Below are 13,993 nucleotides of genomic sequence, written 5' to 3' on the forward strand. Positions count from 1 at the left end.
CTGCCCTCGGGCTTGAACACGAACGAGCGCGACCGGCTCGCCGCGCTTCTGGCTCGCGTCGTCCTCGACAACAAGGTGCCCGAGGTCTTCACCGACCCGGACGTCCGACTTGGCCGGACGTCTGACCGGGCCGGACGTCTGACCGGGCCGGACCTCTGACCCGGCCCGGCCGTCAGCCCCCGCTCACCCGGCCGAGGTCGTGCGTTTCGCGTTCCTCGTCGGCCCGCGCGGCGACCTTCAACGTCAAGGTCACCGCGATCGACGTCAGCGCCATCATCGTCATCGCGGTCGCGGGCGAGGTGAGTTGGGCCAGCCCGCCGGCCAGGGCCGCGCTCACGCCCTGCATCGTGAGCATTCCGGCCGAGTGCAACCCCAGTGCGTGACCGCTGAGTTCGGGCGGGGTGAGGGCCATCAGCCGCTCCTGCTGGACCAGGCTCGCGCCGAAGCCGACGGAGGCGAGGGTGGCGCAGGCCGCGGCGAGCGGGAGCGCGGGGTGCAGGGCGAAGAAGGCGTAGGGAGTGGCCAGGAGCAGCAGGAGAGGTGTGGCCAGCCGGGGCCGCAGGGCCGCCGGGACGAGGCGGCCCACGGTCACGTCCCCGGCGAGCATGCCGAGCGCCCCGCACGCGAACAACGTGCCCGCCGCGTCGGGGTCGTAGGACACGTAAAGGGCCTCGCAACCGACGACCAGGCCGTTGGGGAGCCACAGGCCCAGATAGGTGAGGCGACGGGGGCGGGCGGACCACAGGACGGCGTTCGAGCGCCGGGTCGCCGCGACCGAGGGCCGGCCGGAGGCACGCGGCGGGCGGGCACTCAGGCCGAGCCGGGTGACCACGGCGGCGATCGTGTAGAGCAGGGTGGCGAGCAGCAGGACAGGGCGCGGGGAGAGCGCCGTCACGAGGGCGCCGCCGGTGGCGAATCCGACGATCTGCATGAGCCCGTTCAGCATGTTGAAGAGCGAACGCCCCGGCAGATAGCCGTCCTTGGTGAGGATCTCGTTCAGCAGGCCCCAGCGGACGCCCCCGCCGAGCGAGGCGACCAGACCCTGGAGGAGCACGACCGCGAAAACGCCCCACACCGGCAGTCCCGGCAGCGCCAGGACGGCCGTCGCTGCGGCGAAGGCGAGGGCGAGGCCGGTCAGCGCCGACCTCGGGGGCAGCCGGTCGGCGCCCGAGAGGAAGAAGGTCGCGCCCAGCACCTGCGCGAGCGACGGACCGAACATGCTCACCGCCGACAGCAGCGGGGAGCCGGTGGCCCGGTAGACGAGCGTGCCGAGGGCGAGCCCGCTCACCGTCCCGGCGGCGGTGTGGGCGGCGGCGGAGAGAAAGAGGGGCGTGAACTCGGGGACGCGGAACAGCTGGCGGTATGTGTGGCCGGTCATGGGCGGAGTCTGCGGCGGGCCGGAGAGAGGTGGTTATTGTTTCGCGCACCCGCGAAACGTCGTGGGTCGCGCGCAATGCGGTGTGCGGTGTGGCGGTGTGGGGCGTGGCGGCGTGGGACGCCCCTCGTACGGCGTGAGCTGCGGGTCGTGGGTCATACGGCGCATGTCGCACGGGACGAGGGGGTGCAGGGGCATGGGGTGGTGGCAGGTGAACGCGGACACCCTGGCCCGCAGCCGGTTCGTTCTCTCGCCGCTCGCCGAGACCTTCGCGAGCCTGAAACTGCTGCACGCGGGCGTGGGGACGCATCCCGGCGAGCGGGACTGGCTGCACGACCGGCTCCCCGGCTACCGCGCCGTCCTGGCGGCCGACCCGGTGACCGCGCTGCTGTTGCGGGCCGGACTCGGCCGGAGCTGGATCGCCGACTTCCTCACGCCCACGCCGAGGGACGGCGAGAGCTTCGAGGAGGGCGTCGCCCGGGTACGGGCGGCCTGCCCGGCACAGGCCCGCGCCCATCTGCGGATGTCCCTGGCCGGCCCGCTCCCCGCCGCCCTGGACCGGGACGACCTGCCGGAGCGGGCGGCCGGGCTGCTGGAGTACGTGTGGGAGACGGGCGTACGGCCGCACTGGCAGCGGCGAAGGCGTGTCCTGGAGGCCGATGTCGTCGCGCGGACCGCGCAGGTCAGCCGGGGTGGCTGGGCTGACGTACTGGACTCGCTGCGGCCGGGGACGCGGTGGCTCGGCGAGAGTCGGTTTCAGGTCAACCTGCACGAGTATCCGCCCCGCGAGATCTCCGGCGCCGAGCTGGTGTTCGTGCCGGTCACGCCGAAGTCCGGGTGGGTGTCGTGGGAGGGCCGGGAGCGGTACGCCGTCGTCTATCCCTGCGCCGGGGCGCTCGCCGAGGACCACCGGGACCGTGCCCGTGACGTACCGGCCGCGCTGGGCGCCCTGCTGGGACCCGCCCGGGCCACGGTGCTGATCCTCCTCTCGAGCCCCCTGAGCACCACCCAGCTGGTCGCCCTGACCGGCCAGGGCCTCGGCACGGTCGGCCGCCATCTCCGGGTCCTGCTCGACGCGGGGCTGGTGGAGCGACGGCGCGCGGGACGGTCGGTGCTGTACTCGCGGACCGCGGCGGGCGAGGTCGTGACCAGAGCCGCCGACCGGTAGGCGGCCCCGGAAGGACAGGACGGGCCAGGACGGGACAGGGGGCGGGCCGTGGAAGTGCCGGGCCGGAAGCGGAAGCGGAAGCGGGGAATGGCCCCGGAAGGGGTGGGTTCACAGTCCGGGGCTAGCATCCGGGGCATGACTACTGATACCGGTGCCTCTCCCCTCAACGTCCAGATCGATGCCCTCAAGGGCGGTTCCGCGGAGCTGTCGCAGTACGCGGGGAAGGCCGTGCTCGTGGTGAACGTGGCCTCCAAGTGCGGCCTGACCCCGCAGTACACGGGCCTGGAGAAGCTCCAGGAGCGGTACGCGGCTCAGGGCTTCACCGTGCTGGGCGTGCCCTGCAACCAGTTCCTCGGGCAGGAGCCCGGCACCGCCGAGGAGATCGCCGAGTTCTGCTCGGCCACGTACGGCGTGTCCTTCCCGCTGACCGAGAAGGTCGAGGTCAACGGTGTGGACCGGCACCCGCTGTACGAACGGCTCGTCGGGTTCGCGGACGGCGAGGGCCACGACGGCGACATCCGCTGGAACTTCGAGAAGTTCCTGATCGGACGGGACGGGACGGTCGTCGCCCGTTTCTCCCCGCAGACCGAGCCCGAGTCCGCCGAGGTCGTCGCGGCCATCGAAAGCCAGCTGGGCTAGCCGAACGGATCTGACCGACAGGACGGACCGGACGGACCGGACGGACCGGACGGACCTGATGGATCTGATGGATCTGATGGATCTGATGGATCTGACCCACCGGACGGATCCAAGGAATCGGCCGGATCGTCCGGCTTGACCTTGCCCCTGGGGCAGGGCGGAGCGTCCTCGGCGTCGGGCGGAACGGCCGCCCGGCGACGGAGGACGACGGGGGCGCGTGGTGGACTTGAAAGACGACGGCGAGCTGCTCACCATCGGCGCGTTCGCCGCACGGGCCCGCCTCTCGGCCAAGGCGCTGCGGCTGTACGACCGGCTCGGGCTGCTCGCCCCGGCGCACATCGACGAGGCCAGCGGTTACCGCTACTACCGCGCCGGCCAGGTGGAACGCGCCCGTCTTGTGGCCATGCTGCGCCAGCTCGACATGCCGCTGGCCCGCATCGCCGAGGTGGTGGAGACCACTGACGGGCCCGGGTCCGGGGACCTGCTCGCCGCCTACTGGGGCGATGTCGAGACCCGGTTCGCCGCCCAGCGCACCCTCGCCGCCTACCTCCGTGCACGGCTGTCGGGTAGGAGCTCCGAGATGTACGAGAAGTTCGAGGTCCAGTTGGTCGACGTGCCCGAGCGGGTGATCGTCACCGAGACACGGCACACCCTCGCGGACGAGTTGCCCATCTGGATCCCCGCCTCGCTGGGGCGACTGGAGGAGGCGGCCGGGCAGTGCGGGGGCGTGATCGGGTCGCCGTACGTCGTGTACTACTCCGCGGTGTCCATGGAGAGCGACGGGCCGGTCGAGTCGTGCGTGCCGGTCGCGGACGAGGCCGGAGCCAGGGCCTGGGCGGCCGCCGCACAGGGTCGGGGACGGCAGTTCCAGGCCCGGGTCGAGCCCGCCCGGCGGCTCGCGTACACGAGGATCACCAAGGCGCAGGTGGCGCATCCTCAGATCCTCGCCCCGTACGAGGCGGTGGAAGCGTGGATGAAGCGGGAGGGCTGGGACTACGACGGGCCCTGCCGGGAGGTCTACTTCGCCGACTGGGACGCGGCGGGGGCCGAGGACCCGGTGTGCGACGTGGCGTTCCCGGTGAAGCGGGGCTAGCGGCGCCGGGAGTCCGGCGGGGTGGACGGCCCGCGCCGGGGAAGTACTGAGGATATGCCGAGCCCCCTCGGCTAGGACGGCGATCTGGTCGAGGGGGCTCCAGGGTCGTGCTCGTGACGCTGGTCTTGCTCGTGACGCTGGTGGTACTGGTGTTGCTCGTGACGCTGATCGTACTGGTCGTGCTGTCTCAGGGGATCGTCCCCTTACGCCTTGACCGATGCCACGAAGGTGTTCCACGCGTCGGCGGGGAAGGCCAGGGTCGGGCCCTCGGTGACCTTGGAGTCACGGACGGCCATGGCCGCGCGGACGGGGGACTTGATCTCGACGCACGCGCCGTTGCCCTGGGAGTAGGAGGACTTGACCCACTCGTTCGCGGCGCCCTGGTGCATTGCCATGTTCGCTCCGGTAGTCAGTTGCTGAGTTGCTGTCACCGTCCGTGCGCAGGTCTCCGTCTGCACGGCACGGTTTGCGCCACCGTTGTTGCTTGATGGCGTGATCGACGCTACTCGCCAACATCGTCATGCGGAGCGACTACTCACCCGTTCGGATGGCATATTCCACAGGGACTTCCCTCCGTCTGGGTCGAAGGTGTATCTTGCCGCGTTTCATGAAGTGCCCTCCCTTGCATAGTCCTTCGCCACCTTCGCGATGAACTCCCGGGTCTGATCGGCGTTCAGGGCCTGGGCCCGCAGATGCTCGTACATCACGCTGTACTTCTGCACGTCCTGCGGCTTCTCCAGGTACAGGTCGCTGGTGACGCCCTCGATGTAGACCACACTGGAGTCGGCGGCGTCCGGGAACTCGAGGATCGCGTACTGTCCGCTCACCCCCGGATGCGCGCCCATCGTGAACGGGATCAACTGCACGGTGACGTGCGGCAGCTGGGACATCTCCAGCAGGTACTCCAGCTGCTCGATCATCACCTGGCGGTTGCCGACCTCGCGGCGCAGGGCCGCCTCGTCCAGAACCGCCCACAGACGCAACGGGTTGTCGGCGGTGGAAATACGTTCCTGTCGGCGCAGACGCACCTGGATCCGTTTCTCGATGTCCGCCGGCGGCGCCTCCGGCAGCGCGCCCGAGATCAGCGCCTCCGCGTACTGACGGGTCTGGAGCAGCCCGGGCACGACCTGCGGGTCGTACACGCGCAGGCTCGCCGCGTCGGTCTCGAGACCGATGTAGACGCTGTACGGGACATCGCCGAAGGCATGCCACCAGCCCTGCTGGCGGGAGTCCTTGGCCATCTCCATCAGCGAGTCGACCATCCGCTGGTCCTCGACCTCGTACACCCCGCACAGGTCGCGGACGTCGCGCTGGCTGATGCTGCGCCGGCCGTTCTCCAGTCGGCTGATCTTCGACTGGGACACCAGCAGGCGTTCGGCGACCTCTTCGGCCGTCATGCCCTTGAGCTCACGGAGCCGACGCAGCTCCTGACCCAGCCGGCGTCGCCTGACGGTGGGATTGACATTGGACGCCACTGGACGTGCACCTCCGGCTGCGTGCCTGTAACTGACACTTTGCGTATCTGCTGTTGAGCAGACTGCCACCAAGGTGCTTTCTACCGCTGGAAAACGGTGGATATGCGGCGGCTACACGCCAGTTCGGGTCGGTCCCCGACATGCGTCCGCGCGGGGCGGCGGGTCGATACGTCCCACCACCCCGCGCGGCCGCGGCGGCTCCCGAAAGGGTCCTGGTCCAACGAGTCTTGCGAATCCAACGGGCCAAACGGTCAAACAGGTCTTACGTCTTGCGTCTTGCGGCTTGCTTCTTGCGGTTACCGGCCCGGTCGGCGCGGCGTCGTGGGACTGCGGCTCAGTGCGCCACGACACGTGCCATGGGACCTCGGTGCGGCTGCGCCGGAACGCCACGGGCGGGTTCCGGAGCGGGCCTGGCACCGGGTCCGGCCTGGCGGCCGGGTGGTGCCTGGTTGCGGCGTGGCTGTGCCACCGCGCCGTTCTGGACGTCCATCACGGCGTGCGCCACGAGGCCGCCCATGGGGTCGTGCCTGATCAGGTCCCGCAACCGGGAGCGGGACGAGCGTCCCTCGTTGCCCGGGTACAGGTGCTTGCCGAGGCCGACCGCGTGCGCCAGTGCGGCGAGCGCCGCGGTCCGCGGGTCCGGCGGTACGCCGGTGCGGATCGCAGAGTCCAGCCGGGCCTTGATCTCCCGGCTGATGTCGGTGTCCGTCGCCTGGTAGCGAGTCGTCGGCAGCACTCCGCACATCTGGCCCGCCACGGCATGAACCATGCCGCACCGCTCCAGATGCGAGAGGTAAATCTGGCGCAGCCCGAGACGCGGCCCGCCGATCCAGTGGACAGCCCGTACAGGAGCGCCACGCCTTCGCAGCAACTCCAACGCGCAGTCCAGCGTTGGGTCTCCAGTCGGCCGTGGGGACACCACGGCGATACGATCCCCGTCAGGGGCTATCCGTCCGGCCAGCGCCAGCTCCACTAGCTGTGCTCCGGCCAGACCGAGGTCGAGCGACTGCGGCTGTGCGGTGGTACCCGTGGTCGGGTCCAGCGCCAGCAACAAAAGCTCTTCCGGAATTGTTCTGCGGCTCCTGCCCATCCATGCCTCCCCGCGTGGATGAATGACAGGGTGACCCCTCTCACAATGGTCTGTCGAGGGTGCGTGACCTGTTTGTAGTGGAACCAGTAGGTATGTCGTTCTCGTCTACCGCAGGAGCCAAGCCCTCTACACAGGACACTGGTACATGGTTCGGACACGCCGTGCGGCGGGTCCGAGGCGGGCGGTCACGGTTCGGCACTCGCGCGCGGTGGGCGTGCGGCACATGGAGGAGGCATCGGTGGCGGGCGAGTCCCCCGACAGGTCGAAGCAGCGCGAGTCGTCGGCAGAACCGACGTCGGGGAGCGCGGGCACGGTTCCCGAGGCACGTGAGTCACGCGATCCCCGCGATCCGCGGATCGCGGTGGCCCGCGAGGCCGAACCGACCGCAGCACGGGGCGGCGTGGACACGGCGACGCGCGTGTTCTCGGTGCGGGACATGAAAACCACGGAGTCCGAGAAGTCCGAGAAGTCCGAGGACGGCGAGAAGCCCGGGAACGGTGAGCAGTCCGAGAACGGCAAGAAGGGCGCGGACGGCAGGAAGGGCGCGGACGGCAGGAAGGGCGCGGAGGGCGGGGAGCCCACCGCGGCCGAGAAGCCGGCGGAGCCCCTGAAGACCGAGCCCGGCGCGAAGTCCACGGAAACGGGGACCGCCGAGGCAGGGTCCGAGTCCCCCGAGGCAGGGTCCGAGTCCGCCGAGTCTGAGTCCGCCGACGCCGGGACCGGCACCGCCGGGTCCGCGGTCAGGGACGCCGAGCGCGGCGAGGACGGCGAGAGCGCCTCCGTGACCGCTCAGGACGGCCCCGAGGGCGCCGTGGCGGGCGAGAACGCCTCCGGGAGCACCGAGGAGCCCTCCGGGGGCGGAGACGACCGTCTGCGGGAGGCTGTGGCCCAGTGGGTGGCCTCGGCGGACGACAAGAGCTCGGCGAAGGAGCCCGCGGCGGGCCCGGCGGCCGACGAAAGCTCCTCGGACCCGGAACCCGCGGACGCGGCACCCACGGATGCGAAGCCCACGGACGCGGCGCCGCAGGACGAGGACACCGAGGCCAAGGCCACCGACGCCGAGGCGGAGGCGGCGGCCGAGGCGGAGGCCGAGGCGGAGGAACGTTCCGGGAGCGACGCCGAGGAAGCCGACGAGCCCCACGACGCCGTGCCGGAGACCGAGACCGTCGCTGCGCCCGCAGCCGGACCCGCATCCAGGGCCGCCGCCAAGTCCACCTCCAAGCCCGCGCCGAAGTGGGCCTCGGACGCCGACAGGGCCGACGAGCCCAAGGCCGAGCCCGACGCCGGCGAGGAAGACGTCCCGGACGGCAAGGCCGGTCAGGCCGACGCCGTCTCAGACGCCGACAAGGCCGACGACTCGCCCGTCGACCAGCCCACCGCCGTCTTCAAGGCCCCCCGGCCCAAGCCCGCCGTCGACCAGCCGACCACCATGCTGAAGCTGGGCGGCGCCACCAAGCCCAAGCCGGGCGCGGACAAGGCCGATGAGAAGGCCGACGACAGGGCCGGTGGCCAGAAGGCCGAGGCGCCCGCCGAACGGACCAGCAAGTTCGTCGCGCTGAAGCCGCTCGACGAGCCCCGTCCGCTGAAGCCCGCGGCCGAGGTCACCGCACTCGTCCCGCAGGTCGGTCCCGAGCGCACCACCCAGCAGCCGCTGCCGCCGAAGCCGCCGCTGGACCTGCTGGCGGAGCTGACGAACACCCCGCCGCCCCCGCCGACCCCGATGCGCACGCTCGGACGGCGGGTCAAGATCTGGACGCCGCTGGTCATCCTGCTCCTGGTCGCGTTTGCGATCGCGCAGGCCGTACGGCCGCTTCCGGCGACCGCTCTCACCCTCACCGCGAAGGACACCTACACCTTCGACGGCGGCAAGTTGTCGCTCCCGTGGCCGAGCGAGGGCCAGGGCGCGATGGACGTCAACGGCATCGGCACGATGAACAGCTTCGGCGACGAGAAGTCCGTCGCCATCGGGTCCGTCGCCAAGGCGATGACCGCGTACATCGTCCTCAAGGACCACCCGCTGAAGTCGGGCGAGGAGGGCGCGAAGATCCCCGTCGACGCCACCGCCGAGACGGAGGGCGGCTATGACGCGGCCGGTGAGTCGACGCTCAACACCGTCAAGGCGGGCGACACCCTCACCGAGAAGCAGGCCCTCTCGGCGATCATGATCCCGTCGGCGAACAACATCGCGCGGCTACTGGCCCGCTGGGACGCGGGCACCGAGGCGAAGTTCATCGAGAAGATGAACGCGACCGCCAAGGAACTCGGCATGACGAACACGACGTACACCGACGCCTCCGGCCTGAAGGAGACCACCGTCTCCACCGCCGCGGACCAGGTGAAACTGGGCAACGAGCTGGTGAAGATCCAGGCGCTGATCGACATCACCCGGCTGCCGGAGTGGATCGACCCGTCGGGTCAGAAGTGGCGCAACTACAACACGCTCGTGCCGTACAACGACGCGATCGGCCTGAAGACCGGGTCCACCAGCAAGGCCGGCGGCAACCTGCTGTTCGCCGCGACGAAGGTGGTCGGCGGCGAGACCGTCACCGTCGTCGGCGCGGTCCTCGGCCAGCACAAGTCGCCGATCATCGACACGGTCAACGCGGTCAGCAAGACCGCGCTGCTCGCCGCCCAGGACGCGATCACCTCGGCGAAGATCATGAAGAAGGGCGATGTCGTCGGGTACGTGGACGACAAGATGGGCCACCACACGCCGATCGTGGTGACCAAGGACGTCGCCGCGGTCGGCTGGGCGGGGCTGACGGTGAAGCTGTCCTTCGCCACCGACGACGTTCCGCACACGGCGAAGGCCGGCACCCAGGTGGGCACGCTCACCGTCGGGGACGGCTCCGGCAGCGCGGTCAAGGTGCCGGTCGCCCTCCAGGCGGACCTGGTCGAGCCGGGCTTCTCGGACAAGCTGACGCGCATCGGCTGACCGGCGCACCCGCTCGCACGTCTCCGTCACCCCGTCGGGCAGCCGCCCGGCGGGGTGCGTGCTAGCGTCACGAAACGGGACAGGTCGCCGGGCGCAGGGACGCAGCCGTGAAGCGGACGCGAACGGCACGCGGCCGAGAGCAGAAGACGGGACACGGGGAGTGCCTTCAGGTGGCCACTGCGGAGCCGACACGCGCCGACGACACCGGTCCGGGCCCGGACGCCGGCCCGCGACCGAGGGTGCCCGCCCCACAGTCGGGCGACCACGACCGTGACGACCATGACCATCACCATCGCCGTGACGACCGTCACCGCGACGACCACGACGACCGTGACGCGGTGGTAGAGCTCGAGCACGGTCGGGCCCCGGACGGCTCGGCAGCGGCGGACGACCCCACGGACCGTACGGACGGCACGGGTCCCGCGGCTGAGCCGTCCCGGGTGAGGTCCGCGCTGGACCGGCTCGGCGAGTGGCTGCGACGCCATCCCGTGCTGTCCATGACGGGGCTGTCCGGCATCCTGCACCTCGTCTGGTTCTTCACGTTCGCGAACAGTGGCGGCGATCTCGCCGCGCAGGACGCCTGGGCCGAGTTCGTCGGCCGGCACCCCGACTCCGCGTACAACCTCGCCTGGTACGGCGGCATGCACCCGGTGTCGTACAGCATGGTGTCGCCGTATCTGATGTCCCTGCTCGGCGTCCGGACGACGATGATGATCGCCGGGACGCTCTCGGCGGGTCTGCTCACCCTGATCCTGCTGCGCTGCCGGCCCGTGAAGAACCCGGTGTGGCCGGCCCTGGCCGGGGTCTTCGCCCTGCTGTGCAACGCGGCCTCCGGGCGGGTGACGTTCGGTCTCGGCAACATGTTCGCGCTGGGCGCGGTCGCCGTCGTCTTCTGCTGGCCGCACCGCTGGCGCTACAAACGGTGGGCGAAGGCGCTGTGCGCCGCGCCGCTCGCCGCGCTCGCCACCATGGGCTCACCGGTGGCGGGACTCTTCGTGGGGCTGATCGCCGCCGCGCTGTTCCTCCAGAAGCGGCGGCCGGGCGCATGGGCCCTGGGGCTCGCCCCGACGGTCGTGGTCGCCCTGTCCGCGTGGCTGTTCCCGTTCTCCGGCACCCAGCCGATGTCCTTCGGCTCGGCGTCCCTGCCGCTGCTGTGCTCGGTGGTCGTCTTCGCGGTCGTCCCGCGCGACTGGCGGACCGTGCGGATCACGTCGGCGGTGTACGGGCTCGGTGTGCTGCTGGTGTGGCTGATCAGCTCGCAGATCGGGTCCAACATCACGCGGCTCGCGATGCTGTTCACGGGCGTGGTGCTGATGGCCGCGCTGCCGTTCGCCGTGCCGCGCAGCCGCAAGTGGTACGTGATCGTCGCGGCTTTCCTCGGGTTCGTGGGCTGGATCGGCTTCAAGTCGGTCGACGACGTCGTCCGGACGACCCCGGCGGCCTCCTGGGCCCGCGAGCTGGCGCCGCTCGTCAACGAGCTCCAGGGGGTCGGCGCGGAGAAGGGGCGGGTGGAGGTCGTGCCGGCCCGCTCGCACCGCGAGGCGTCAGCGCTCGCGCCGTACGTCAACCTCGCCCGGGGCTGGAACCGCCAGGCCGACATGGAGCGCAACCCGCTCTTCTACGACGACACCCTGAACTCCGCGAACTACCACGAGTGGCTCCAGCGGTGGGCCGTGCACTTCGTCGTCGTCCCGAAGGAGGCGCTGGACGGGGACGGGGGCGAACGGGAGCGGGAGCTGGTGCAGCGCGGGCTGCCCTATCTGGAGCAGATCTGGGGCGACGCCAACTGGCAGCTGTTCAAGGTCACCGACCCGGCCTCGCTCGCGGAGCCGAACGCGGTGGTGCAGCGGGCCGAGCAGGGTGAGATGACGATCGACGTGCGCAAGGCGGGCCGGATCCTGATCCGGATCCCCTACTCGCCGTGGCTGAGCGTCGTCGACGCGCAGGGCAAGAGCCTGAAGCCGCCGCAGGAGACGGAGGCATCCAAGGACCGGGCCGAGGGGGAGCCGAAGACGTACGAGAACGTCAACGGGTGCCTGTTCGAGACGGAGGAGGACGCGGAGGGCGACAAGTGGACGGTCCTGCTCGCGCCGAAGGCGGGGACCTACCGGCTGGCCGCGCCCTATCAGCTGCCCCGGGGCACGCCTTGCCCCGACGAGCTCAAGAAGCAGCCATGAGCCTCGGGGCGGCCGTCGGACGGTCGCGGGACGGCCGTCGGACGGTCGCGGGACGGCCGTCGGACGGTCGCGGGACGGCCGTCGGACGGTCGCGGGACGGCTGTCGGACGGTCGCGGGGCAGTTGTGATCAACGGAGTCGGTCCACGTACCGGTCTGTGCCCGGCACCGTCGGGATGAACGGCGCGACCAGTTCCACGCGCCCCAGGCCCGACTCCGCCACCGCGTCCCCCAGGCCCGTGAAGTGCTGGTCCCAGCAGTCCCTCGGGTCGGCCTCCAGGAACCAGAGCAGGGTCAGGCGGGTGTCGACGCCCTCGACCTGCCTCACGTAGGTCATGCGGTCGCCGGGCAGGGGCGTGGGGCGGAAGACGGTGACCATGGCCGTCGGGGAGCCGGCCACCCGCCTGGGGAGGTGGCGGGCGCGCAGCCACTCCAGCAGTTCGGCGCGCTGCTGCGCCGAGTCGGTGTCGATGACCTCGGTCACCAGGCCCGCGTACGGGTGGTCCAGGGCGTGGAAGTCACGGGGACCGGCGGCGCCGTCCCGGTACACGGTGGCCTCGTGGTCCTGGAACGCCGTGAAGACGTGAGTGCGGTCCTGGTAGACGCGTGCGTCCCGGTTGAGGCGTCTGTTGATGGCGACCGTCCACTTCATGTGCTCGTCGTAGCGCCCGGCGGTGATCCAGTAGGTGGAGAGGTAGCAGCCGGCGGTGACCGGCTGGGCGATCGCCGACTTCTCCGGGTGGCGCAGGAGCTGGAGGTCGCGGGTCGCCACCCATCTGCGGCCCGCGTACATCCATGGCATCGCCATCGCGCCGGCGTAGTAGTGGTCGTCCTCGTACCAGCGGTTGTAGGCGTACTCGTGGCCGGGGTGCGGTTCGACCATGGTGATCAGGGCGTGGCCGGGGTGCACCCCGTAGGGGCCGACGGCCGCGAGTTCGGCGTACGTGCCGCCGCGTGTGTCGTTGCCCGTGGCACTGCGCGCCCCGCTGCGTGTGTCGTTGTCCGTGGCACTGCGCGTCCCGGCGTGTGTGTCGCTGTGCGTCTCCTCGCTCATTTCTCTTCCCCATCCTCGGCGGCTGGCCCATACTCTGACGCTCCGTCAGGTAATCCGCCAGAGGCAAGGGGGCCCCGATGTCACTGCTCAACGGCAAGACCGTCGTCGTCTCGGGAGTCGGCGCCGGGCTCGGTCACCAGGTCGCCGCCGCGGTCGTACGGGACGGCGGGAACGCCGTGCTGGGGGCGCGGACCGAGGCGAACCTCGCGAAGAGCGCGGCCGAGATCGACCCCACCGGGGCGCGTACGGCGTACCGGGTCACCGACATCACCGACGAGCGGAGTTGCGAGGCGCTGGCGGAGCTGGCGCGGGAGCGGTTCGGGGGGATCGACGCGGTGGTGAACGTGGCGGCCTGGGACTCCTACTTCGGCGGGGTCGAGGACGCCGACTTCACGACATGGCAGTCGGTGATCGACGTGAACCTGCTGGGGACGCTGCGGATGACACGGGCGTGTCTGGCCGGGCTGAAGGCGGTGGGCGGGTCGGTGGTGTTCATCGGGACACAGTCCGCCGTGGCGGCTCCCTCACAGGTGCGGCAGGCGGCGTACGCGGCCTCCAAGGGCGCGCTGACCAGCGCCATGTACTCACTCGCGCGGGAGTGGGGGTCGCACCGGATCCGGGTGAACACCGTGCTGCCGGGCTGGATGTGGGGGCCACCGGTGCAGGCCTACGTCCAGTTCACCGCACAGACGGAGGGGGTGGCGGAGGAGGAGGTACTGGGGAGACTCACCGGACGGATGGCGTTGCCCGAGCTGGCGACTGACGGGGATGTGGCGGACGCGGCGGTGTTCCTGGCGTCGGACCGGGCACGGGCGATCACCGGGCAGTCGTTGCTGGTCAACGCGGGGGAGCTGATGCACTGAGTTCATATAGATGAACGCGGACCACCATACCGAATAGCTTTACCCTCCCTTGACCTTACGGTTACTTGTCGTGTTCACGCGGCAGCGCCCACGATGAGCGCCGGGCTGAACGCCGGGCTGAACCAT

Annotated in this window: 11 protein-coding genes; 6 read left to right on the top strand and 5 right to left on the bottom strand. The window is 70.8% G+C overall.

Annotation, left to right across the window (positions count from 1 at the left end):
- Nucleotides 1-172: 172 nt before the first annotated feature.
- Complete coding sequence (locus ACFWBB_RS06010; RefSeq protein ID WP_385267529.1) at nt 173-1,378, bottom strand: MFS transporter; 1,206 nt, start codon at nt 1,376-1,378, stop codon at nt 173-175.
- A gap of 193 nt (nt 1,379-1,571) precedes the next feature.
- Here ACFWBB_RS06010 and ACFWBB_RS06015 point away from each other — a divergent pair, with 193 nt between their 5' ends.
- The 3 genes from ACFWBB_RS06015 to ACFWBB_RS06025 all read left to right on the top strand — a co-directional run bounded on the left by ACFWBB_RS06015 (nt 1,572) and on the right by ACFWBB_RS06025 (nt 4,275).
- Nucleotides 1,572-2,543 carry an ArsR/SmtB family transcription factor gene (locus tag ACFWBB_RS06015; protein ID WP_385267532.1) on the top strand — a complete coding sequence of 324 codons (972 nt, stop codon included), beginning with the start codon at nt 1,572-1,574 and terminating at the stop codon, nt 2,541-2,543.
- Between the two features lie 135 nt (nt 2,544-2,678).
- Nucleotides 2,679-3,182 (top strand): glutathione peroxidase, encoded by a 504-nt coding sequence (locus tag ACFWBB_RS06020; RefSeq protein ID WP_385267534.1) that lies wholly within the window; start codon nt 2,679-2,681, stop codon nt 3,180-3,182.
- A 220-nt stretch (nt 3,183-3,402) separates the two neighbouring features.
- The gene (locus ACFWBB_RS06025; protein ID WP_385267781.1) at nt 3,403-4,275 is read left to right on the top strand and encodes a MerR family transcriptional regulator; all 873 of its coding nucleotides are present in this window, start codon (nt 3,403-3,405) and stop codon (nt 4,273-4,275) included.
- 203 nt (nt 4,276-4,478) lie between these two features.
- Here the strand turns inward: ACFWBB_RS06025 and ACFWBB_RS06030 are convergent, their stop codons facing one another.
- The 3 genes from ACFWBB_RS06030 to ACFWBB_RS06040 form a co-directional block, all read right to left on the bottom strand.
- Nucleotides 4,479-4,670: a DUF397 domain-containing protein gene (locus ACFWBB_RS06030; protein WP_385267537.1), complete on the bottom strand. Its 192-nt coding sequence runs from the start codon at nt 4,668-4,670 to the stop codon at nt 4,479-4,481.
- 210 nt (nt 4,671-4,880) lie between these two features.
- On the bottom strand, nt 4,881-5,750 hold the full coding sequence (locus ACFWBB_RS06035; protein WP_385267540.1) for a helix-turn-helix domain-containing protein: 870 nt from the start codon (nt 5,748-5,750) through the stop codon (nt 4,881-4,883).
- Between the two features lie 334 nt (nt 5,751-6,084).
- Entirely contained in the window at nt 6,085-6,840 is a 756-nt protein-coding gene (locus ACFWBB_RS06040) for a GPP34 family phosphoprotein (protein ID WP_351763262.1), read from the bottom strand.
- Between the two features lie 223 nt (nt 6,841-7,063).
- Here ACFWBB_RS06040 and ACFWBB_RS06045 point away from each other — a divergent pair, with 223 nt between their 5' ends.
- On the top strand, nt 7,064-9,775 hold the full coding sequence (locus ACFWBB_RS06045) for a D-alanyl-D-alanine carboxypeptidase (protein WP_385267543.1): 2,712 nt from the start codon (nt 7,064-7,066) through the stop codon (nt 9,773-9,775).
- Nucleotides 9,776-9,945: 170 nt separating this feature from the next.
- Entirely contained in the window at nt 9,946-11,952 is a 2,007-nt protein-coding gene (locus tag ACFWBB_RS06050; RefSeq protein ID WP_385267546.1) for an MFS transporter, read from the top strand.
- A 128-nt stretch (nt 11,953-12,080) separates the two neighbouring features.
- On the opposite strand, the gene ACFWBB_RS06055 is transcribed toward ACFWBB_RS06050, so the two are convergent.
- Complete coding sequence (locus ACFWBB_RS06055; RefSeq protein ID WP_385267548.1) at nt 12,081-13,004, bottom strand: hypothetical protein; 924 nt, start codon at nt 13,002-13,004, stop codon at nt 12,081-12,083.
- A 77-nt stretch (nt 13,005-13,081) separates the two neighbouring features.
- On the opposite strand from ACFWBB_RS06055, the gene ACFWBB_RS06060 reads away from it, so the two are divergent.
- Nucleotides 13,082-13,867, top strand: coding sequence for an SDR family oxidoreductase (locus ACFWBB_RS06060; protein ID WP_385267550.1), 786 nt, complete (start codon nt 13,082-13,084; stop codon nt 13,865-13,867).
- Nucleotides 13,868-13,993: the final 126 nt, after the last annotated feature.

Source organism: Streptomyces sp. NPDC060000 (assembly GCF_042737375.1).
Lineage (GTDB): Bacteria > Actinomycetota > Actinomycetes > Streptomycetales > Streptomycetaceae > Streptomyces.

Coding starts and splice junctions, on each gene's coding strand:
- ACFWBB_RS06010 (WP_385267529.1), bottom strand. CDS start 1,378: ATGACCGGCCACACATACCGCCAGCTGTTCCGCGTCCCCGAGTTCACG.
- ACFWBB_RS06015 (WP_385267532.1), top strand. CDS start 1,572: ATGGGGTGGTGGCAGGTGAACGCGGACACCCTGGCCCGCAGCCGGTTC.
- ACFWBB_RS06020 (WP_385267534.1), top strand. CDS start 2,679: ATGACTACTGATACCGGTGCCTCTCCCCTCAACGTCCAGATCGATGCC.
- ACFWBB_RS06030 (WP_385267537.1), bottom strand. CDS start 4,670: ATGGCAATGCACCAGGGCGCCGCGAACGAGTGGGTCAAGTCCTCCTAC.
- ACFWBB_RS06040 (WP_351763262.1), bottom strand. CDS start 6,840: ATGGGCAGGAGCCGCAGAACAATTCCGGAAGAGCTTTTGTTGCTGGCG.
- ACFWBB_RS06045 (WP_385267543.1), top strand. CDS start 7,064: ATGGAGGAGGCATCGGTGGCGGGCGAGTCCCCCGACAGGTCGAAGCAG.
- ACFWBB_RS06055 (WP_385267548.1), bottom strand. CDS start 13,004: ATGAGCGAGGAGACGCACAGCGACACACACGCCGGGACGCGCAGTGCC.
- ACFWBB_RS06060 (WP_385267550.1), top strand. CDS start 13,082: ATGTCACTGCTCAACGGCAAGACCGTCGTCGTCTCGGGAGTCGGCGCC.